This is a genomic window from Citrobacter sp. Colony219, from assembly GCF_019382635.1.
In the GTDB taxonomy this organism is placed as follows: domain Bacteria; phylum Pseudomonadota; class Gammaproteobacteria; order Enterobacterales; family Enterobacteriaceae; genus Citrobacter; species Citrobacter youngae.
Map to the genome: position 1 here is coordinate 2,895,266 of NZ_CP080033.1, position 21,807 is coordinate 2,917,072.

The window sequence follows — 21,807 nt, forward strand, 5'->3', positions numbered from 1 at the left end:
AATATCACAGTAAATTTCGTTATTAAGCGTGGTCAGCTCGGCAAAGAAAACATTAATTGATCAACATCAAACAATTCTCATTTAGTTTATCGGTATTTGTGTTTTTCACATAATTAATGTCACAAACACCAAAGCAACGAATTGATTTTATTGAATTTAAAAATAAAAGCGGTATCAACCCTACTTATTCAAGCGGTTGACGGGGCTATTCGATACCGATAAAGTCCCCACCGACAGTATTTCAGAATCTATTTATCATTTTGAAACGGAATATGGTGCGGATTATTTTAATCTTATGCCATAGCTGCCCCCGCAACTGTAAGCGGAAACTGAATATCACTGTGTCGTGGATTATCCACGACAGGTCACTGTAAAGAACGCCTTTATGGGAAGGCCGATATTCAGATTGCCGCGAGCCAGGAGACCTGCTGTCAAGGTTGTATACATTGAGTGGACGGGATGGTCCATGGGGTGATTTATTTGACGAATGAATAATATAATTTCTGAACAAATTGGCAACAATATGTTTTATTTTCATATTATCTTGCCCGCAGTTCACGATTAGATGTCATCTATCGTCATGTGCCTGTCCCGAATTTATGGAACGAAATGAACCATGACCAGACGTTCAGATTCTGGCATGAACGGGACAACGCTAATGCACGCAAAAATAACTTCTGCTTATTGCAAACTTTCACTTCTGGCACTGACTGGCGCAGCACTCTTCCTGACCAGCAATATGGCTTCTGCGGCAAAAACAGAATATCCATTAACGATCAAAAACTGTGGTAGGGATATTACGTTTAATCATGCGCCAAAACGCGTGACTACCGTTGGACAAAACAGTACTGAAATCCTCTATTCCCTGGGTCTGGCCGATCGTGTTGTTGGAACATCACTGTGGTTTGGCCCGGTACCTGAACAGTACAAAGCAGCGAATGACAAGATTGCAGTCATTGCGCAAAACATCCCGAGTTTCGAAGGGATTATTGCGAAAAAACCGGATCTGGTGGCCAGTCAGTTTGAATGGCAGATTGGCCCTGCGGGCACAGTTGCCTCTTACGAACAATTTAGCGAATTACACGTTCCGGTTTATACCGCCCCAGCCGATTGTGCCAAAGACAACGAAGACGGCGGCGACGGCGTGCGTAAGAGCATGTTTGATATCGCCATGGTCTATCAGGAAATTGCCGACCTGGCGAAAATTTTTGATGTACAGGACAAAGGCGATGAACTGATTGCCAGCCTGAAAGCACGTGAAGCCGCTGCGAAAGCTAAGATTGCCGGCATGGACAACCACGTATCTGCCGTCTTTTGGTTCTCCAGCGCCGACCTGCAACTTGACCCCTATGTCGCCGGGAAATTTGGCCCCGCGGCGTGGATAGCGCAATCTCTTGGGGTGAAAAATGTCATTGATTCCGCCGAGGAGTGGCCAACAGTAGGTTGGGAAACCATTGCCAAAGCCAATCCATCGGTCATCGTCCTCGGCGAGATGGGCCGTCGCCGCTTCCCGGCCGATGACTGGAAAGTCAAAATGGAATACCTCACGTCCGATCCTGTTACCCGGCTGATCCCGGCAGTGAAAGAAAACCACCTGCCGGTGATCGACGTGCAAACCATGAACGCGGGTATCAGAACCATTGACGGACTGGAAAAACTCGCCGATGCGCTGGTGCAATATGGTCTGGCGCACCCTCAGACGACTCACTAACTCTCGTCGCGCGTTATGCCTTATACGGGCATAGCGCCCTTTCGTATTACGGGAAGTCGTAAACAATGAGCGAATTACGCAGGACGCGTCATGCCATGAGCCAGCTTGCAGGCAGGACGCTGTTCCACGCGCTGTGGGTCAGCATGGTGATGTGCGGCGTCCTTCTGGCGGGCATTTCAATCGGTGAGACGGTTATCTCGTGGCAGCATGTCAGCCATACGCTGGCAAACCGCTTGTTTGATACACAGTATGCGGTGGATGCGCTTGATGCCGGGATTATCTGGAACTACCGCCTGACCCGCGCGCTGGTTTCCGCCTGTTGCGGAGCCTGTCTGGCGGTTTCAGGCGTGGTTCTCCAGTCGCTGCTGCGCAATGCGCTGGCCGAACCTTACCTGCTGGGTATTTCTGCCGGAGCCTCAACGGGCGCGGTGCTCATCGCCCTGACCGGACTTGGCGCAGGGATCATTTCCATGTCGCTTGGCGCATTTATTGGCGCGCTGACGGCATTTCTGTTTGTCGCGCTATTGGCGATGGCGGCAAGGGGCAAAAGCGGCTCGGCCACCACGCAAATCATTCTCGCCGGGATTGCCAGTTCGCAGTTGTTCAATGCCATTACCTCGCTCATCATTACGCGCTCAGCCAATGCCGAACAGGCTCGGGGCATCATGTTCTGGCTGCTGGGCAATCTCAGCGGAGTACGCTGGCCGGATGTCGTGCTGGCCATCCCTACTGCGCTGATTGGCATCGTCGTTTGCTTTTGCTACGCCCGCCATCTGGATGCTTTCTCGTTTGGCGCGGAATCAGCGGCATCGTTGGGCATTCCCGTTAAACGCACCCGTGGCGTACTGATTGCCGCCGTAACAGGGATGACGGCCATAATGGTATCAATCGTCGGCGCCATTGGCTTTGTCGGACTGGTAATCCCCCATGCTGCGCGGTTACTGGTGGGAAATCAGCACCATCGCCTATTGCCCGTCAGCGCTCTTATTGGTGCCATTTTCCTTATCGTCGCGGATGTTATTTCACGCACCTTACTTCCAGGACAGGTCTTGCCGATCGGCGTGATTACCGCACTGGTCGGCGCACCTGCATTTGCCATCATTTTGATACGAGGGAATCCGGGGAAATGACCGCTAATCCTGTGGTAAACGCCCAGCATCTGTACTGGGAGGTCAAAGGCAAAGCCATCGTCAATGATGTCTCTTTTCAGGTCTCGCGCGGCGAGTTTGTCGGCATTATCGGCCCCAATGGTTCCGGGAAAACGTCGCTGATTTCGCTCCTGGCGGGTTTACTGAAACCGTCTTCCGGGCACGTTACGTTAAACCATCAGGATATTCGACGCTATTCACGCCGCCATCTGGCGCAAAAGGTGGCACTGGTTGAACAACAGGCTGAAACCAGTGAGCGTCTTACCGCCATTCAGGCGGTTTCGCTTGGCCGCACGCCATGGCTGAGCCTGCTGTCGCCGTGGTCGAGGAAAGACGACGATATTGTGCAGACGATGCTGGAGAAAGTCGCTCTACAAAACATGCAGCATCGCTGCTGGCATACCTTCTCCGGCGGAGAGCGTCAACGTCTGCACATCGCCAGAGCGCTGGCACAACAGCCGCAGGTACTGCTGATGGATGAGCCGACAAACCATCTTGATATCCAGCATCAGATTGGCCTGCTCAATCTGGTTAAACGTGAAAAACTCACCGTCATCGCCGCCCTACACGACCTGAATCATGCGGCGATGTTCTGCGACCGCATCATGGTGATGAAAGCCGGACAGCTGGCGATGCAGGGGCGTCCTGCCGCCATTTTTACCCGTGAAAATCTTAATAGCTGGTTTGGGATCGACGCGATTGTCGAACACGCCCCCGACGAAGAGAACTGTTTTATCCGTTACCAACGCCCCGCGTAAACACCGAAAGGAACCGCAATGAAATGTGTTAAGCAAAGTTTGCAAATCTTATGCCTGTTAGCCTTCACCTCGACGGCTTTTGCACAAACCTACGAAGTGCTGATGAAAAACCGCGGTACAGGCGGCCCGATGGTTTATGAGCCGGACTATCTGGCGATCCAGCCAGGTGATAGCGTGAAGTTTATCCGCAAACATAAGAGCCACAATGCCGCGTCGATTGCCGAACTCTCTCCCGCCGGATATCCCGGCTTTATCGGCAAAATCGATGAAGAGATTGAAGTGAAATACGACAACGCAGGTTTCTACGGCATCAAATGTTCACCGCACTACGCGCAGGGCATGATCATGCTGATTAAAGTCGGCGACGCCGTTTTACCCGACAGCTACCGCGCGTTCAAAGCCCCTGGTCTTGCCGATAAGCGTTTTCAGGAAATTTATACCCGCATCGATAAACAGTAACGCCGTCACAAAGGGAGAATAACGGTGGTGGACAAAAAAACGCTTAGCGAAACAATCCAAACTCAGCGACGCGATTGCCTGTGCAAGCTGACGAAATTTGTCGGCGCAGCGGGCGTGACTGCCGCCGTCTGGCCACTCATTTCCGCGCTGGGTCCGGATGATAAAACGGTGGCGGAAAATGAACCTGTTGATGTCTCCCTCGCAGGCGTAACAGCAGGCCAGACGGTGAAGCGTATCTGGCAGGGAAAACTGATCCTGATTCGCCACCGCACGACGGAGGAGATTGCCGCGGCGCGGCAAGCTGATCTGCGTCTACTGGCCGATCCGCAGGCGGATAGTGAGCGGGTGGCAGCGGCACATCCACAGTGGCTGGTAGTACAAGGTTACTGCCCCCACGCGGGTTGTGTACCCAATGCCAACCCCAACGGACAGGGCTGGGTCTGCCCGTGTCATGGTTCCGAGTTTGACACCTCCGGGCGCGTAACACGAGGCCCGGCCACGGCGAATCTGGCCATCCCTGACTTTAGCGTGTCGGCTGACGGCCTGAGTCTGCGTATTGGTACGAAGGATGCCTGAGATGAAATCCGCTTATCCGTCCTCCCCCTGGTATCACCTGCAGTTTCGTCTTCCAGTCCCCCGCTCAGTCGCTGGCGTGTGGATCTTTGCTATTGGTCTCATATTGCTGGTCATGCTCGGCGTGCAAATGCTCTCCGGTATCGTGCTGGCTATGTTCTATGTGCCTACAGCGGGATCCGCTTTTGACTCTATTGTTCATATTCTGCGCGCAGTCAGACACGGTGAGCTGGTGCGCAATCTGCATGCTATTGGCGCGTCGTTTTTTTTCTTCGCCTGTTATCTGCATATTTTCCGGGCAATGTATTACAACGTCTACCGCAAACCCTATCTGAAGATGTGGGCAATCAGCGTGACGCTGTATGTGCTGTTGATGATCACCGCGTTTCTCGGCTATAGCCTGATTTGGGGGCAAAAAAGCTACTGGGCCGCTACGGTCATCACCAGTTTCGCCCGGGCGATACCGTTTATTGGCGATACGCTATATACCTTTTTGGTCGGTGGCTATATGCCCGGCACGCCGACATTAGGCCGTTTTTATGTCCTTCACTTTATCATCCCCTTCGCCATTGTCGCGGTTACGATATGGCACATCCGTACCGTCCAGTCGGCTTTTGCCCACGCGCGGAAGAAAACATTTTCGCCCAAAGAGTCTCAGCGTGTGTTGTTCGATTTTCGCATCACCGAAAACGATGCAATCAAACTCACCCTCTTTTTAATGCTGTTCGCCTGGTTTCTGTTTTTCGCGCCGCACTATCTCAGCAGCGCCGATAACTTTATTCCGGCAGACCCGACACTCACACCGGCTATCGTCGCGCCTGAATGGTATTTCCTGCCTTTCTTCTCCATTCTGCGCTGCTTCCCCAATGAACTGGCAGGCATCACTGCGATGTGCGCTGCGGTACTGATTTTCTATTTTCTCCCGTGGCTGGATACGTCACACGCACGGTTTCGTAATAACAGTCGGCTGGTTAAAGCCATTTTTTGGCTGTGGGTCGCCAATGCGCTCTTTCTGGGTTGGTTGGGCTCAAAAGCATTGGTCGGGCCGGACTTAATTGATGGTTTTAGCAATGACGATGGCTGGACACGCGCGGCGTCTCAGCTTTCAACCGTTATTTATTTTGCATGGTTTCTGCTTGTGCTGCCGTGCCGACGTTTACTGGAACGACAGGACTGACATCATGGCGCGATTTTTACCCACTGCAACTCTGACTCTGGCTCTTTTATTGAGCAACGCGATTTGCGCACAGCTACCCACCGCGCAGACATGGTCGTTTAGCGGCGTGAACGGTAAACACGATAGCGAACAACTGCGACGCGGGCTGCAAGTCTATGAAGAGAAATGCCGGGCCTGCCACGGTATGAAATATCTCACTTTCAAAACGTTAATTAAAGCTGGAGGGCCGCAACTCAGTGAGGCGGAGGCCAAAACACTGGCCAGCGGCTACGTCTTCGCGACAATTGAAGACGACGGTCAACCCGGCGAACGGGAAGGCAAGCTGAACGATGTTTTCGCGTCACCTTATCTGAATGACCAGGAAGCAAAATACCTTAATAATGGCGCGCTGCCGGTTGACCTGAGTTATATCGTTCGAGCGCGAACCTACGACCGTGGGTTTCCGCGATTTTTACTGGATGCGTTCACCCCCTACACCGAGCAAGGCGCTGATTATGTTTATGCGCTGCTGACCGGGTATGCAACCGATGACCCGGAGATGAAAACCAACCGTTTTTTCCCTGGCGGGATGATTAATATGCCCAAACCGCTGGCTGACAATGACATCACCTGGGCTATGCAAACGCATGCTCCCCAAACGGAAGAACAGTACGCACGAGATGTCACCGCGTTTCTGGCATGGGCCGCTGACCCGCAGCTTGAGAGCAGAAAACATCAGGGAGCGGTCGTTATGGGATATCTGGCGAGTATGTTGGCGCTATTAGCACTGTTACAGCGCATGCGATCCCGCTCGCGCAGCAACGAGAAAAACTAACGACCAGTCAGCGTAACGCTGGCTGGTCTGCAGGTTATGTCAGCACTTAGCTGTGGCGTTGGCTATCATTACGACGGCAGCGTTTGTCGTAATGGCGAACCCACCAGTAGCGGTCACTGATTTGTTCATGTCCGCCGACGCGGGCACCCGCCAGCCAGAGGACGCCACCAACAAAAATACTGAGCACGGCACCATGTGCAAAAAACTGTGGCAGATTAAATTGCGGTAACTGGTTTAAAATAGAGTAACCAACACCACCAACCATCACCACCAACCCTAAAGCCATGAGCACGTTACCGAGTAACGAAGCGTTTTTGCGTTTCATGTGTCACCTCCGGAACTTTGGGTTGTTACAGGGAATACCCCTAATCCTTATGTGTAAAGTATAGACAACACTGCCATTCGCAAGTGCGCCTGTGATCACAAATACAAACACCAATGCAACAAAACTTTACAAATAAGCTACTGAACACCCTCAATTTCCAATAGTCCACTTCTGCAATTATTCAGTTTTCGGTTCGACCCACGCAGTTTTTTGTCAAGCGCGTCGGCAAACAGTAAACTACACGCCGGTTATAGACACACTCAGGACAAATTACGTGGCGATTAAATTGATTGTCGGCCTGGCGAATCCCGGCGCAGAGTATGCGGCAACGCGACATAATGCAGGCGCGTGGTACGTCGATTTACTGGCAGAGAGACTCCGTGCCCCCCTGCGCGATGAGCCGAAATTCTTCGGTTACACCTCCAGAGTCACGCTTGAAGGTGAAGATGTCCGCCTGCTGGTACCGACCACATTTATGAATCTGAGCGGCAAAGCCGTTGGCGCAATGGCCAGCTTTTATCGCATTAACCCTGATGAAATTCTGGTTGCCCACGATGAATTAGATCTGCCGCCCGGCGTCGCCAAATTTAAGCTCGGCGGCGGCCATGGCGGACATAACGGCCTGAAAGACATCATCAGCAAGTTAGGCAATAACCCTAACTTTCATCGTTTACGCGTTGGAATCGGCCATCCGGGCGATAAAAATAAAGTTGTCGGTTTTGTTTTAGGCAAACCGCCTGTTTCAGAACAGAAGTTAATTGATGAAGCCATTGACGAAGCGGCACGTTGTACCGAGATTTTATTCAAAGATGGACTCACCAAAGCAACGAGTCGGTTACACACCTTTAAAGCGCAATAAGCAGCGATGTGCGGCATTTTTCTCGCGTGCTGTGTATAATAGGCAAAGTTATTAACATTTCTACAATCTGTTTTCCATAACAGGTTGAATATCAAAAGATTAAGGTGATTTAAACATGGGATTCAAATGCGGTATCGTCGGTTTGCCAAACGTAGGCAAATCCACCCTGTTCAACGCGCTCACAAAAGCGGGTATTGAAGCGGCAAACTTCCCGTTCTGTACTATCGAGCCGAACACGGGTGTTGTCCCGATGCCCGATCCTCGTCTGGATCAACTGGCCGAAATCGTCAAACCGCAGCGTATCCTGCCCACTACAATGGAATTTGTGGATATCGCGGGTCTGGTAAAAGGCGCATCCAAAGGTGAAGGCCTGGGTAACCAGTTCCTGACCAACATTCGTGAAACCGAAGCTATCGGTCACGTTGTTCGCTGCTTCGAAAACGACAACATTATCCACGTGAACAATAAAGTGGATCCGGCTGACGATATCGACGTTATCAACACCGAACTGGCACTGTCCGATCTCGACACCTGCGAGCGCGCTATCCACCGTGTACAGAAGAAAGCCAAAGGCGGTGATAAAGACGCTAAAGCTGAACTGGCTGCACTGGAAAAATGCCTGCCGCAGTTGGAAAACGCCGGTATGCTGCGAGCGCTGAAAAACCTGACTGATGAAGACAAAGCAGCCATCAAATACCTGAGCTTCCTGACGCTGAAGCCAACCATGTATATCGCCAACGTGAACGAAGACGGTTTTGAAAACAATCCGTACCTCGAAAAAGTTCGCGAAATCGCCGACGCTGAAGGGTCTGTCGTGGTTGCCGTTTGTGCCGCTGTTGAAGCTGACATCGCTGAACTCGACGATGCTGATCGTGACGAATTTATGGCTGAACTGGGTCTGGAAGAGCCGGGCCTGAACCGCGTTATCCGCGCAGGCTACGAACTGCTGAACCTGCAGACCTACTTCACCGCGGGTGTGAAAGAAGTCCGTGCATGGACCATCCCTGTCGGCGCAACAGCCCCGCAGGCAGCTGGTAAGATCCACACCGACTTCGAGAAAGGCTTTATCCGCGCACAAACCATCGCGTTTGAAGACTTCATCACCTATAAAGGTGAGCAAGGCGCGAAAGAAGCCGGCAAGATGCGTGCAGAAGGTAAAGATTACATCGTTAAAGATGGCGATGTGATGAACTTCCTGTTCAACGTTTAAGTTGCTTCTGCTGTCTGATCAGGCTTTCCGGAGCTTTGTCAGATCAATGAACGCGAAAAAAATCCACGCAGCTGCGTGGATTTTTGTTTTCATAGCGACCGTGTCAGCACCTTAGAAACGCAGCTAAAATTGAGCACGCTGGTGAGTGCAATTGTAAGCACACCTGTTTTAGTTCCACGCATTTTTTGAAATTTCCGGTTTTTCAGCCATCAGCCGGTACTCTTCCGGCATCAGGTTGTTCAGGGATTCATGAGGCCGCTCGTTGTTATAGCGTTCTGCCAGCTCAGTCAGCGCATGGATCACTGGTTCTTCACGTCCGGTATTGGGCTGATAAAAATACACCGTCCTGCTCAACGATAACGTCCTGCAGGCCTGGCGTAAACTCATGGCAAATTGTGCCGTCAGATAGCTGACGAGCTCACGCTTTATCGCTGGTTTTAAAGATTTTTTTCGATGACGTCTTTTAACGTGAGATTTTCCAGACTCAGGTCGGCAAACATTTGTTTCAAACGTCGATTCTCATCCTCAAGGTCTTTGAATTTTTTAATATCGGCCGCTTCCATCCCGCCATACTTTGCCTTCCAGTTGTAATAGCTGGCCTCCGAAATAGCGACCTCACGGCATACTTTTGAGTAGCATAAAAAAGAAACGACATACTCACCCGTTGGTATTATTTTTTTGTCGACGACATCACCTTTTCTCTAAGTAAAATTCATGAGATCAACTGGCGTACGTCTAATACTTATTCTAGGGTTAACTCATGTCTTCTTGTGTCACATTATTGTTTTTTTAAAGCAAAAAATGTGGTTATTTGAAAAAGGTGAAGGATATGGCTCTAGTCTTCGACAAACGCTTAATTCTTTTTTGCGGCGCCTTTTCCATTATTCCGGCGGCAAACGCAGCGTCTACAAGCGGGACATTTCAGGTACTGATGACGATACAAAAAGCGTGTACCGTCACTGCGGGGTCGGCTTCAAATATTACTCTCGGTCCCGTGAATACCACTGCGACAAATACCAGCGCAAGCAACACAATTTCAATTAATTGCTCAAAAACCACCCCCTACTTTATTGGCCTGGCACCTTCAGCGGCCAACGGCGGGACACCCACGGGATCCGGAGCCATGTCCTCTGTCGCAAATGCAGCAAACAATACCGATAAAGTGCCTTACCAGCTGAACCAAACATCTGCAACAGGACCGGTCTGGGGGAATACGGCCACCGCCACCACGGTAGGAAATGGTGTTGCATCCCAGGGAACTGGGCTTCTACAGAGTTTTACCGTATATGCCACCGCGCCAAGCGCGAACTTCACACCTGACGACTATGCCGACACCGTAACGGTAAACGTTAACTACTAAATTCAGGAACACAGATGACAGTAAAACTGCCTGTACAGCAGTATGCCTGCGCATGCCTGTTAGGAGCAGCTATGAGCGTAAATCCGGCGACAGCCAGCGGATTGCAGGTTGCCCCAGTTACATTAACGCTGCAAGCGTCGCAAAATGCCGATGGGATCTGGCTAAGCAATGCCGGAGAAAATGTGCTGAATGCCCAGGTTCGGGTCTTTCGCTGGAGCCAAAGCGCATACGGCGATAAGCTGTCTCCCTCTCAGGGGCTGGTTATCAGCCCGCCGATGCTGGCGTTAGCCCCTGGTGAACGCCAGTTGATTCGTGTTATTCGCACCGGCCCGCCATCGACACATACCGAAGATGCCTATCGGTTATCAATTGACGAATTACCGCCAGCAAAATTACAAAAAAATAAACTTCAGTTTGTGCTGCATTATTCCGTACCAGTGTTTATTCAACCAACGGCGCAGGCTGAAACCCAGGCCAAATTGCAATGGAAATTACAGCAACTTGACGGCAAAAAATTTCTTGAAGTCAGTAATCAGGGAAATGGTCATGCGCAATTATCAGCGGCAACCTTTATAAACCATAATGGTGCGAAAAAGGTCATTACGCCGGGACTATTAGGCTATGTTCTTCCGGGCTCAACAATGCGGTGGATATTATCCACGTCCGCCAGCGATACCCATTATGGCGGTAAAGTTGAAGTAACAGTTAATGGCCAAAAAACAGTACAAGATCTCTAAGAGATCCTGGCTTCTGGTGAAATATTGCTTACTCAATGGAGCATTATTATCTGGAATGGTTTCAGCTCACGCGGTCAATAATAACCAGACAAACAGTGGAATTATTGGCGACGCAACACCTCTTGCGGGCATCGATTTATATCTTGACGTGACCCTGAATGGAAACCCTGTCGGCTTGGTTCATTTTGGCTATGAGAATGAAAAACTCTATGCTGGCGCCAATACCCTACGACAGTTGGGTTTTCGCTTACCGCAAAATGCGGCTGCCACCGTCAGCCTGAACGATATTGCCCAACTGAGCATTGACTACAACGTCGAACAACAAACTCTGGCGCTCACTGTGCCGCTCAGTTCCCTTGATCTTGCCACCACGCAGGTGAACCCGACCGGCGAAGCGACACCAATAGCATCAAACTCACGTGGGGTGTTACTCAATTACGATGTCTATGCTCAGCAGGGAGATGAAACCAGCGCCAACACATTTAGCGAGTTGCGCGCGTTTAATGGCTTAGGGGTGTTAAGCACAACCCAACTGACTCAATATTCCACCGCGCCCAACGCAGATAATGCCTTCTACCGCATGGACACCCGCTGGCGCACGTCATTTCCGGAAAATATGTTGGCGATAAACGTTGGCGATACCCTGACAAGCTCGCTCACCTGGTCCCGACCGACCCGCATTGGCGGCATCCAGATAGGAACCGATTTTGGTTTACAGCCGTACATGCCAACCACCCCGCTTCCCTCCTATCTTGGTTCTGCCACGCTTCCTTCAAACGTTGAGTTGTACGTCAATGGGGTTAAGTACTACAACGGGGAGGTTCCGGCCGGAAGTTTTCAAATCAACACCATGCCTAATATCAGTGGCGCAGGGACCGGTCAGGTGATGATGACCGACGCGCTGGGCAGAACGACAGTACAAAATTTCTCGTTCTACAACGATCAGCAACTCCTGCGAGAAGGGCTAACAGCCTGGTCAGCGGAATTAGGCGCAGTAAGAGAGAATTACGGTTACGCCTCATTTGATTATGCCAGTTCCCCTGTGTTTAGCGGGACCTGGCGTCGGGGATTCAGTAACACCTTTACTGCAGGTACGCACGCGGAAACCAGTGATGGGCTGATTAACGCAGGTTTTAGCAATGACTGGGTTCCCGGCCCGCGCAGCGGCACAGTGTCCACCGCATTGGCAGCCAGTACGGACTCAGGGAAAAGTGGATTTTTGTACAGTGTTGGTTACCGTTGGTCAGGTGAACAGTTTAATTTCAGCACCAGCACAACGGCGACGTCAGGTGACTACCGTGATGTCGCGACCCATTATGGTGAGCCGCCGCCCTCGCTGAGCAGCAATACGGTAATAGGTTATGCAATGGCGTCAGCCGGCAATGTCAGCCTGAGTTACCTGCAGTTTCGCTATCCGCACGATAGCGCGGTACGCTACGCCAACGCCAGTTGGTTCAAATCCGTCACCGAAAACATCTCACTCAATGCCGGATTTAACCAGAATATTGACGACACCCGCGATCGCAGCGTTTACCTGATGGTGACGGTCACCACCAGCGGTAATCTGAGCGCCAGCAGTACCGTACAACATACCAATAATGAAACCGGCTACCAGATCAATGCCAGCCAAACGCCACCGGGTGACGGCGGCTGGGGATGGAACGTCGCTGCCAGCCAGCAAGCCTCCCGGCAAAGCGGCCAGGGAGAAGTCGGGTATTTGGGCCGTTTCGGAAAAGCCTACACCGGATTTAGCCGCCTGCCCGACAACCACTACGGTTATGCTGGTGCGACCGGTTCCCTGGTTGCGATGGGGGGAGGTTTGTTCGCGGCTCGGGAAATCAACAATGGTTTTGCCGTCGTATCAACAGACGGCATTCCGGACGTGCCAGTCAAGCTGCAAAACAACCTTGTCGGTCGCAGCGACGATCAGGGTCTGCTGCTGGTCACGTCACTCAATAGCTATCAAAACAATCAAATCAGTATTGACCCCATGGATCTACCCGCCAATATGCGGATCGCCCGCGTTGAAGCCAATGCAACGCCGGCGGATCGCTCCGGAACCCTGGTCAGTTTTGGTATCACTCCCGTACGCGCCGCGCAGGTTACTCTCGTTAATGAACAGGGTAAGGCCATTTCCGAGGGCAGCATGGCATATATCACTAACGGCGCAGGCCAGTCATCCGTCGTCGGATTCGATGGTATGGCCTGGTTTGACAGCCTGGAACAGCACAACAGGTTACGCGTTGACACAGATACCGGTAGCTGTAACGCACAATTCGATTATCCCGCCAATGCAAAGGGGATTGTACAAATAGGCCCGCTGGAATGTCGGTCACAATAGCAGGAGTTCATTCATGAAATTAAGACAGTTGCTGTTTATCGCTGCACTCCTCGTCTGTCCAGGGATAAGTCATGCGGTCACCTGCTCCGTCAGTAACGTCCAACCAATTAGTTTTGGTGCAGTGGACCCGTTGTCATCATCAGGCGCAACGACCTCAATGACCTTTACCTGGACTTGTGCAAAAGAAGTGACCGACGTACTGGCGGGGATTAACCTCTGTTTTAATATTGGCGCATCGGGCGTCAGCGGTCAGGTGGCAACACGGAATATGTCGTTAAGCGGAACACCTGCCAGAACGTTGAGCTATCAGCTATATCAGGACGCCGGGCACAGTAAAATCTGGGGGAGTCAGTATCAGAGCGGAACCTCGGTTCCCATGGTACAACTTAACTTGCTCAATTTGCTCCCAGTGACCGGTTCACTGACAGTATCCGCTCAGCTCGTCACGCCGCAAACTTCTGCAGTCCCCGGAAGCTATCAGGACAGCTATACGGCAGCCACGGCGCTTATCACCCTCAACCCTGGATTAGTTATTCCGCCCACCACGTGCGGTGATACCGTTGCCGCCAGACTTCCCTTCAGCGTATCAGCCACTGTCAGCAAACAGTGCAATATCACATCGGCCACTAACATTAGTTTTACCCCGGTGAAGGCAACTCAGCGCAATGCGACAGCATCAAATACCATCGGGGTGGCATGCACCAATAACACCCCTTATACCATTGGACTGCAACCCTCCAACGGCAATACTGCAGGCAACGGTGTGATGAGCGGAACGGGGGCAAACAGCGATAAAGTGCCCTATCAGCTCAGCTCAACGCCAGGGCCTTCCGGCACAGTGTGGGGCAACACCCCGCTCAATACCGTTACAGGCACTGGCACCGGCTCCGCTACGCCATATTCGGTGTATGCCACCGTTCCCAGCGCGAACTACACCCCCGACAACTATGCGGACACCGTCACTATCTCAGTGACCTACTGACGCGCCGCCAAAATGCAATCAAGAAAACACAAATAATTATCATATTGTTTACTTTTAGAGGTGCATCATAAATCTGACAAATAGTCATTCTCATGCACGATGCATATTAAATGCCTGAATTGCTACTTGATCGCAAACATTCGCAAAATCAATAGATAATTATTCACTTAACGCTTAATTCACATATTTTTTATATGGCTATTAGAGGGCTGGAGGACAGGCCGCTTCTTGAAAAAAATGTTAAATTTAAGTTTATATGGTGAGATCCACTGTATACCACGGCCAAATTAAGAACATATTACTTTTATAACTAAGGTTTATCATGGATAAGTTATCTTACGCTTCAGATAGCAGCACATCTGCCTGGAATACCTACCTGCAACAAATCGAGCGTGTGGCCCCTTACCTGGGCGAACTTTCCCATTGGGTGGATACCCTGCGCCACCCGAAACGCGCGCTAATTGTCGATATTCCGGTGCAGATGGATGACGGCACTATTCGCCATTTCGAAGGATATCGTGTACAGCACAACCTCTCCCGCGGCCCGGGAAAAGGCGGTGTGCGTTATCATCCTGATGTTGATCTTAATGAAGTGATGGCCCTTTCCGCCTGGATGACCATCAAATGTGCCGCACTGAACCTGCCGTACGGCGGTGCCAAAGGTGGCGTTCGCGTCGACCCATTCTCGCTGTCCGAAGGTGAACTGGAGCGTTTAACCCGCCGCTATACCAGCGAAATCGGCATTATCATTGGGCCGCAAAAAGATATTCCAGCGCCGGATGTCGGCACCAACGGCAAAGTGATGGCATGGATGATGGATACCTACTCCATGAACCACGGCACCACCGTAACCAGCGTGGTCACCGGTAAACCTATCCACCTTGGCGGTTCGTTGGGTCGTGATAAAGCAACGGGTCGTGGCGTGTTCGTCAGCGGTCTGGAAGTGGCTCGTCGTGCCAATATCGACGTTGAAGGCGCGCGCGTAGCGGTACAAGGCTTTGGTAATGTCGGCAGTGAAGCGGCTCGCCTGTTCGCCAGTGCTGGCGCACGCGTCGTTGCCATTCAGGATCACACTGCCACCCTGTTTAACACCACCGGGATCGACATGACCGCGTTGACCGCCTGGCAGTTGGAGCACAAACAGATTGCCGGTTTCCCGGGGGCGGAAACTATCGCCAGCGAAGCCTTCTGGAGCGTGGAGATGGATATCCTGATCCCTGCCGCGCTGGAAGGGCAGATTACCCGTCAACGTGCAGAAATACTGACCTGCAAACTGGTGCTTGAGGGCGCTAACGGCCCAACTTACCCGGATGCCGATGATATGCTGGCAAGCCGCGGTATCATCGTGGTACCTGACGTCGTATGTAACGCAGGCGGCGTCACCGTCAGCTACTTCGAATGGGTTCAGGACATGGCCAGCTTCTTCTGGAGCGAAGAAGAGATCAACAATCGCATGGATAAAATCATGACCGATGCGATGGTTCATGTGTGGGAGAAAGCGGCGGAGAAATCCTGCTCATTGCGCACTGCTGCCTATATTGTGGCCTGCGAGCGTATCCTGCTGGCACGTAAGGACCGTGGTATTTATCCGGGATAATACGACGGCAGATACGTCAACGTTTTGAACGACGATAAACGCCAGTCGTGAGTTACGCCAATAATGCGGCATTATTTGTGGCATTATTGGCGTGTAGTCGCCTGATTCATCCGCCCCGCTTTCTGCGTTTTACTTACCCAATATCTGCGCGGTTTGTTAGCCAATAAACATTAAATCCCATCGCAGCAACCATAATTTGCGTTAAGAACCCATAGCAACGCATTATTGGCCGCAATGTCTACTACCAATATTACGCCCGCCATATATATTGACGAACTGATTAAAAATCCCGAATAATTGTCGAATTATGGCATTCTGGCTGCAGGGAAAGTTGCCTGACACAGTGCGATTAGATCGGGCCGGGAAAACTCAGCGAATAACCATGTGAGAATATAATGGTCGATCATTCATCTGCTTCTGAGCACAACGATTTTACTCGTTGCCTGTCTCTTTTCGACAGCGCATTTCCACAAATCTTATCCCTGCTGGGCATGCCAGCCCCCACGCAACTCTCGCCTGATACGTTTTATGATTCACTTGATAAAGCCCGAGAGAAATTGGGCAACTGGAACAGTGTAGCGACCCGCTTTAACTATAACGAGCAGGAAATGGCGAGCTTTCTTGCGGCACTACGCACCTTGAACAAATGGCTCGGCAGAAATACAGATGGCCAGCCTGCCGACAGAAATCTAACCATTGCCGCGTTGCGTTTTTTGTGGCAGCTCGAATATTTGCGAGAAAAACAGCCTCAATTAACTTACTCAACGACGCTGAATAACGAAGACGAAGAAAAGCAGTTACGTAGTTTGCAGCAGGTACGGGCATTAGAGTTGACCATTCGTAGTTTAATTAATGAAGCGTACAATAACCAACAAGCCCTACTTGAGCACCTGAACAAATTATTTGGTCAGGAACGTGTAAAAAAATGGCTGAACGTTGCCGATCGTGATGACGTATTGAGCGGTACTCTTTTCAGTGAACTCGCCTCACTGTTTATTGATAAAGACGAATATCCCATCCACTATTCTCCACTTTATCAATATACCCCTTTGCTCAGCTTTGTTAACGATAAACGTAGAACACTGAATACCTTTCTTGACGATATTCGCGTAATTCGCAACCGTCTGGCGCATCATAAGCGGGTAACCTCCGTCCAAACAACATTGGTGAATTACTATTACCGAGAAATTACTGAGCCGGTACAGGAGGCCTTCGATGAAGGTCGGGTAAAAGTTAACCCTGATCGTTTTTTTGATGACAGCAATGCTGAGGTTGCGCGCTATTTCGAACGGACCGCCCAAAAAATTGACGATCTTGGCGGCGACGTTCAGGGAATAAAGGATGACCTGGCGGCTCAGGCTCAGGATATTGGAAAAATCAAAATGGAAACGGGCATCATTCGCAATCGAGTGGCCTGGGTGCTGGGCGGTATCGTCGTCATTATTGTTGGCTCGGTACTGACTTTCGGAACCTCAACCAAGACGCTGGTGAATACGGAGTCCATCCGTAGCGATCTCGGGGAAGTGGGTAAAACGGTTGCCGGTGCGAAAAAAGAAACCAGTAGCGATCCGCGTAAAGAACTGGCGAATATCGGCATTGCCTGGGATGAAAAAAATCTTCGCGCCGCTATCGACCGCGGTGATACCCAGGTTGTCAATTTGTTTCTTGCCGGAGGCATGCGCTGGAAACTGTATTATGCCGAAGCCGCATTACAGGAAGATCGCCAGGAAACGTTGAATGCCCTATTACAATCAGCATCGTTGATGGATGAAAAAAACGGTTGTCTCAGAATGGCCGGTAAATTACGTCAGCAAACGAACCAGAATGGCACGCTGACCCCCATACAGATTCGTTATTTAAAAACATTTTGTTCTTCTGCCAAGGATGTTCAGGGTATTAAAGCGGAACTGGACAGAGCGCTTAATTTTGAGAAAGCCCAGAAGAAAGCTTACGATGAAGAAATGGCCAAAAATGAACCTGCGGGTCGCTGTGAACGCCGTTTGATGGCCGATAATGCGCGTGACTTACTGGCTGATGCGGCGCAGTTTTCACTGCAAAGACCTACCACCTATTCACTCCACGATGTGTTATTGAAAGAACTGAATACGCGTCTGATGTTCGGCACACTCAACGGGGCAGAGTTAAAAAGCCTGGTTAAGAACTACTGCGTGAAACAAGAAAACCATGAACCCAATATTGCGATTGACGATAACTGGAGTCGCTCACAACGGGTCATTTATAACGTAGTCAAATAATGAGCGATACAACAACACATCCATCGAAAGAGAATTATATGTTCGCATTCAACAATGCATGGCCGCAGTTTACTTTCGAGTTCAATCCGTCGCAGCGTGATGCACCGGCAGGCAGCCTGCTGATCGGATTGGGCGACGGCAATGATACGGAAAGCCAAAAGGGTGTCGCGCTCAATAACAAAGGATACCGTGCAGGTCACTACAATTCGGTGAGTGAACTGGTGGCAAATGCCGACGATCGTCAATGGACTATATGGCGCAATAAGCTCTCAAGTGTCCAGGGAATACAACGAATCGTTATCGAAGATTTCTCTCTGGATACCTGTTTTACGCTGTTGCTGTTTTTGAACCATCTCGATGCCGCTGGTTCGCTGTCGCTATCAACACATCCGTGGCTGGAATACGTCACCGCATGGGAAAGCGGTATTTATCTGGACGGTGATGATACGACGCGTTCTGCCGCGTGCTTGTTATCCGCACTCGCGCATAGCAGCCTGTGCGAGCAATCCATGGGTGATACTGCCGTTGTTCGCCACAACATATTGGCCTGCCTGCGCCTGTTGAGCGATATGATAATAGCTAACCCAGACCCCACCGCAGGCATTATGCCCATGCACACGCAATGTTATGCAAGTGCGGTCGCAAGTCTGGCGTATGAGCAACAGATTTACCAACACGTTATCAAGCGTTCGGTGACCTGCCAACTCCTGCTGGACCTCGGCACAGGCCGGCGGCAAACGGTGGTTGATGCACTGTTTATCACCGAAACGCTCCCTTCCGGGATGCTGAAAATTCTCGCGCGCTGCGACAAAGAACGCAGTTGGACGCACAATGGATTTGGGCTGCTGGCCATTTATCGCCCGCGAGAAGTGGGCACGGGCAATGATATCGTTATTTCGCTCAACCCCATTCAGGGGACGCGCCTTGATGCCCTGTGGTCCGCTCTGGAACAGCGTGAAGATGCGGCCTGGCAAGGGTTACGCCCGCACGATACTCCGCGTTTTCTCGAAAGCTATCGCCTGGCTGGAAGCGATAAACTAATCCCAGGAGCACCGAACCAACCCTGGTACGACGATCAAGGCAGAATGACGCTAATTGCGGCACCGAAGCAGCTTGCGCCCGGAGAGCCAGGCTCGAAACTGACCTGGCAACAAGACGTTTTACCCGCAATCTGGGAAAATTATTTTACCCGTTACCTTGATAACGCCATTGTGCCAATAGCTTTACCCGAACTTGATTGCCGCACAAAGGGTAAATGCATTCGTGTCTATCAGCATCGCATCCCGGAGGGTGGTGATATTACGATCGTCCCGCTGATGCGTATGATCGATACCCCCACTTTCCATGCCTGGCTGGCAGCACAGAGCGATAGCACGCGCATCGTCCGGAGCCCTGCGGATCTCCCCCCCACCAGCGAGTACAGCAGCCAGTGGTACAGCAATATTCTGGTCGTCGCTCACCGTCATGGCGTCACATTCTTCTGTCGCGAAGAAGAGGATAAACATCTGGCAATACTGATTAAAGCGGCCAGTTCAGTAGCGGATGTCAGCCATGAGTATGAAAATTTTCTGGCGAACTCTGCCCAACAGATTGAACAGTGGCTCAAGGATCTGCTCGAATCGCAGCAAATTCACAACCGAAAGGGAAAAATTCGTCGTTTATCTGACTGGTCCGAAATGATGCTGGAAACCAAGGCCCGGGCGCTAAAAGCCATGAATAAAGGTGCTTTGGTCGGCAACGATGCCCTGCATAACCAGCTGAGTGACGATCTCTCGCGGCAGTGGGGATTATCTGAACAACGCCAGGAGCTCATGGCGCAGATAGAGCAATTGGATCAGCTCATGCGCCAGGCGATTAGTCAGCGTCAGGAAAAACGTCAACGTATTTACGGCGCACTGTTTTCCGCTTTAGCACTCGGCGCGGCGGCTAACCATATTTGGGAACCGATTAAAGAGATAAAAACAACAAACCTTTATGAATGGCAACTCATGCTATTCAAAGAGCAGCCAGCCCCGGCAATGGACAAATTGCAGGCGATTGCCGCAGATGCCGCACGATACGAAGTCTATACCCTGGCTATTCTGCTAATTTTTGGTTTTATTGGTTTTATCCTGTTCTGGTTTTTCGATTTTAATGGCAAAGAAGAGTAAGGAATAACGTTTTATTCACAATACCGTCAGCATAAACCTTGCCGCATCTCTCACTTCCGCTGTTTTATGCACCAATAGGTTTCAATACGGAACATTACCAGATGCTAATGTTCCGTATTGAAACGCCAATCACATCAATTTTCTTTTGACTACCCGTGTGCAAAATTACCTTATCGGCAGCGAGAGGTCGCCGTGGCGCTGTACAAACCGATACCCTACATCAGATGTCTGCCTGATATGTGCAGCCATCTCAGGACTGTCTGCGGAGCATAAACAATGAAAAAATTGATCAACCGTGTTGAAGACGTACTGAACGAACAACTCGCCGGGCTGGCAAAAGCCTACCCTTCTCTGGCACTGCATCAGGACCCGGTGTATGTCACTCGCGCAGATGCGCCAGTGATGGGCAAAGTGGCGCTGCTTTCCGGTGGTGGTAGCGGCCATGAGCCAATGCACTGCGGCTACATTGGCCAGGGTATGCTCTCCGGTGCCTGTCCGGGTGAAATTTTCACCTCGCCAACGCCGGATAAAATGTTTGAATGCGCCATGCAAATTGATGGCGGCGAAGGCGTACTGCTGATAATCAAAAATTACACCGGCGACATTCTTAACTTCGAAACGGCAACCGAGCTATTGCATGAAAGCGGCGTCAAAGTCACCACGATGGTTGTGGATGATGACGTGGCGGTGAAAGACAGTCTGTACACCGCCGGTCGTCGCGGTGTGGCAAATACTGTATTGATTGAAAAACTGGTCGGTGCGGCCGCTGAACGCGGTGACTCACTGGATGCCTGCGCGGCATTGGGGCGCCAGTTGAACAATCAGGGTCATTCCATCGGGATTGCCATTGGTGCCTGTACCGTTCCGGCGGCTGGTCAACCGTCATTCACCCTGCGGGACAACGAAATGGAGTTTGGCGTCGGTATCCACGGCGAACCCGGCATTGACCGCCGTCCATTCTCCTCGCTTGATCAAACTGTGGATGAAATGTTTGACACCCTGCTGGAAAACGGTAACTACAGTCGTACGCTGCGTCACTGGGATCACCTTCAGGGCGCATGGCAGGAAGGGAAAGAAAGCAAACGCGCGCTACAGAGCGGCGATCGCGTGATTGCGCTAGTCAATAATCTCGGTGCGACACCGCTGTCTGAGCTCTTCGGCGTGTATAACCGCCTTGAAAGCCGTTGCCAGGATGCAGGTATTGTCATCGAACGTAACCTGATTGGCTCTTACTGCACCTCTCTGGACATGACCGGTTTCTCAATCACCCTGTTACAGGTGGATGACGAAACGCTGAGCTTATGGGATGCACCGGTTCACACCCCTGCACTCAACTGGGGTAAATAAGGAG

18 protein-coding genes, 2 pseudogenes and 1 riboswitch are annotated in these 21,807 nt (G+C 51.1%); of the genes and pseudogenes, 17 read left to right on the top strand and 3 right to left on the bottom strand.

Annotated features, from left to right (window positions below):
* Window positions 1-217: 217 nt before the first annotated feature.
* A riboswitch (cobalamin riboswitch) is annotated at window positions 218-448 on the top strand.
* A 210-nt stretch (window positions 449-658) separates the two neighbouring features.
* The 7 genes from JTI85_RS12970 (at window position 659) to JTI85_RS13000 (ending at window position 6,640) form a co-directional block, all read left to right on the top strand.
* On the top strand, window positions 659-1,711 hold the full coding sequence (locus JTI85_RS12970; protein WP_048212574.1) for an ABC transporter substrate-binding protein: 1,053 nt from the start codon (window positions 659-661) through the stop codon (window positions 1,709-1,711).
* Between the two features lie 65 nt (window positions 1,712-1,776).
* Complete coding sequence (locus tag JTI85_RS12975; protein ID WP_172743101.1) at window positions 1,777-2,841, top strand: iron ABC transporter permease; 1,065 nt, start codon at window positions 1,777-1,779, stop codon at window positions 2,839-2,841.
* Window positions 2,838-3,617 (top strand): ABC transporter ATP-binding protein, encoded by a 780-nt coding sequence (locus JTI85_RS12980; RefSeq protein WP_048211454.1) that lies wholly within the window; start codon window positions 2,838-2,840, stop codon window positions 3,615-3,617. Before JTI85_RS12975 ends, JTI85_RS12980 begins: the two co-directional genes overlap by 4 nt.
* An 18-nt stretch (window positions 3,618-3,635) precedes the next feature.
* Window positions 3,636-4,076: a pseudoazurin gene (locus JTI85_RS12985; protein WP_048211453.1), complete on the top strand. Its 441-nt coding sequence runs from the start codon at window positions 3,636-3,638 to the stop codon at window positions 4,074-4,076.
* A gap of 24 nt (window positions 4,077-4,100) precedes the next feature.
* A complete protein-coding gene (gene petA / locus JTI85_RS12990; protein ID WP_061068832.1) occupies window positions 4,101-4,652 on the top strand; it encodes a ubiquinol-cytochrome c reductase iron-sulfur subunit in 552 nt (183 codons plus the stop codon).
* Window position 4,653: 1 nt separating this feature from the next.
* Window positions 4,654-5,826: a cytochrome b N-terminal domain-containing protein gene (locus tag JTI85_RS12995; RefSeq protein ID WP_219351599.1), complete on the top strand. Its 1,173-nt coding sequence runs from the start codon at window positions 4,654-4,656 to the stop codon at window positions 5,824-5,826.
* A gap of 4 nt (window positions 5,827-5,830) precedes the next feature.
* Entirely contained in the window at window positions 5,831-6,640 is an 810-nt protein-coding gene (locus JTI85_RS13000; protein ID WP_219351601.1) for a cytochrome c1, read from the top strand.
* A 46-nt stretch (window positions 6,641-6,686) separates the two neighbouring features.
* On the opposite strand, the gene ychH is transcribed toward JTI85_RS13000, so the two are convergent.
* Window positions 6,687-6,965, bottom strand: a complete 279-nt coding sequence (ychH, locus tag JTI85_RS13005) for a stress-induced protein YchH (protein WP_048211449.1) — start codon at window positions 6,963-6,965, stop codon at window positions 6,687-6,689.
* A gap of 274 nt (window positions 6,966-7,239) precedes the next feature.
* Here ychH and pth point away from each other — a divergent pair, with 274 nt between their 5' ends.
* Window positions 7,240-7,824, top strand: a complete 585-nt coding sequence (pth, locus tag JTI85_RS13010; RefSeq protein ID WP_003020814.1) for an aminoacyl-tRNA hydrolase — start codon at window positions 7,240-7,242, stop codon at window positions 7,822-7,824.
* A 115-nt stretch (window positions 7,825-7,939) separates the two neighbouring features.
* Entirely contained in the window at window positions 7,940-9,034 is a 1,095-nt protein-coding gene (gene ychF / locus JTI85_RS13015) for a redox-regulated ATPase YchF (RefSeq protein WP_200044700.1), read from the top strand.
* A gap of 168 nt (window positions 9,035-9,202) precedes the next feature.
* Here ychF and JTI85_RS21775 read toward each other — a convergent pair.
* Window positions 9,203-9,304 (bottom strand): annotated as a pseudogene (locus tag JTI85_RS21775) (integrase); the annotation flags it as partial.
* Window positions 9,302-9,663: pseudogene (locus tag JTI85_RS13025) on the bottom strand (transposase); the annotation flags it as partial. The pseudogenes JTI85_RS21775 and JTI85_RS13025, both read right to left, overlap by 3 nt.
* A 200-nt stretch (window positions 9,664-9,863) precedes the next feature.
* Between JTI85_RS13025 and JTI85_RS13030 the strand changes: the two are divergent.
* The 8 genes from JTI85_RS13030 to dhaK all read left to right on the top strand — a co-directional run bounded on the left by JTI85_RS13030 (window position 9,864) and on the right by dhaK (window position 21,803).
* Window positions 9,864-10,394, top strand: a complete 531-nt coding sequence (locus JTI85_RS13030) for a spore coat protein U domain-containing protein (RefSeq protein WP_048211446.1) — start codon at window positions 9,864-9,866, stop codon at window positions 10,392-10,394.
* Window positions 10,395-10,408: 14 nt separating this feature from the next.
* Entirely contained in the window at window positions 10,409-11,131 is a 723-nt protein-coding gene (locus tag JTI85_RS13035; protein WP_061068034.1) for a molecular chaperone, read from the top strand.
* Between the two features lie 55 nt (window positions 11,132-11,186).
* Complete coding sequence (locus JTI85_RS13040; RefSeq protein ID WP_219351603.1) at window positions 11,187-13,472, top strand: fimbria/pilus outer membrane usher protein; 2,286 nt, start codon at window positions 11,187-11,189, stop codon at window positions 13,470-13,472.
* A gap of 13 nt (window positions 13,473-13,485) precedes the next feature.
* Window positions 13,486-14,454: a spore coat protein U domain-containing protein gene (locus JTI85_RS13045; RefSeq protein ID WP_101742645.1), complete on the top strand. Its 969-nt coding sequence runs from the start codon at window positions 13,486-13,488 to the stop codon at window positions 14,452-14,454.
* A 322-nt stretch (window positions 14,455-14,776) separates the two neighbouring features.
* Window positions 14,777-16,051, top strand: a complete 1,275-nt coding sequence (locus tag JTI85_RS13050; RefSeq protein ID WP_005122303.1) for a Glu/Leu/Phe/Val dehydrogenase — start codon at window positions 14,777-14,779, stop codon at window positions 16,049-16,051.
* Between the two features lie 395 nt (window positions 16,052-16,446).
* Entirely contained in the window at window positions 16,447-18,306 is a 1,860-nt protein-coding gene (locus JTI85_RS13055; protein ID WP_061068037.1) for an STY4199 family HEPN domain-containing protein, read from the top strand.
* Window positions 18,307-18,344: 38 nt separating this feature from the next.
* The gene (locus tag JTI85_RS13060; protein ID WP_199985525.1) at window positions 18,345-20,456 is read left to right on the top strand and encodes a hypothetical protein; all 2,112 of its coding nucleotides are present in this window, start codon (window positions 18,345-18,347) and stop codon (window positions 20,454-20,456) included.
* A gap of 276 nt (window positions 20,457-20,732) precedes the next feature.
* Entirely contained in the window at window positions 20,733-21,803 is a 1,071-nt protein-coding gene (gene dhaK, locus JTI85_RS13065) for a dihydroxyacetone kinase subunit DhaK (RefSeq protein ID WP_115643319.1), read from the top strand.
* The last annotated feature ends 4 nt before the right edge of the window (window positions 21,804-21,807 follow it).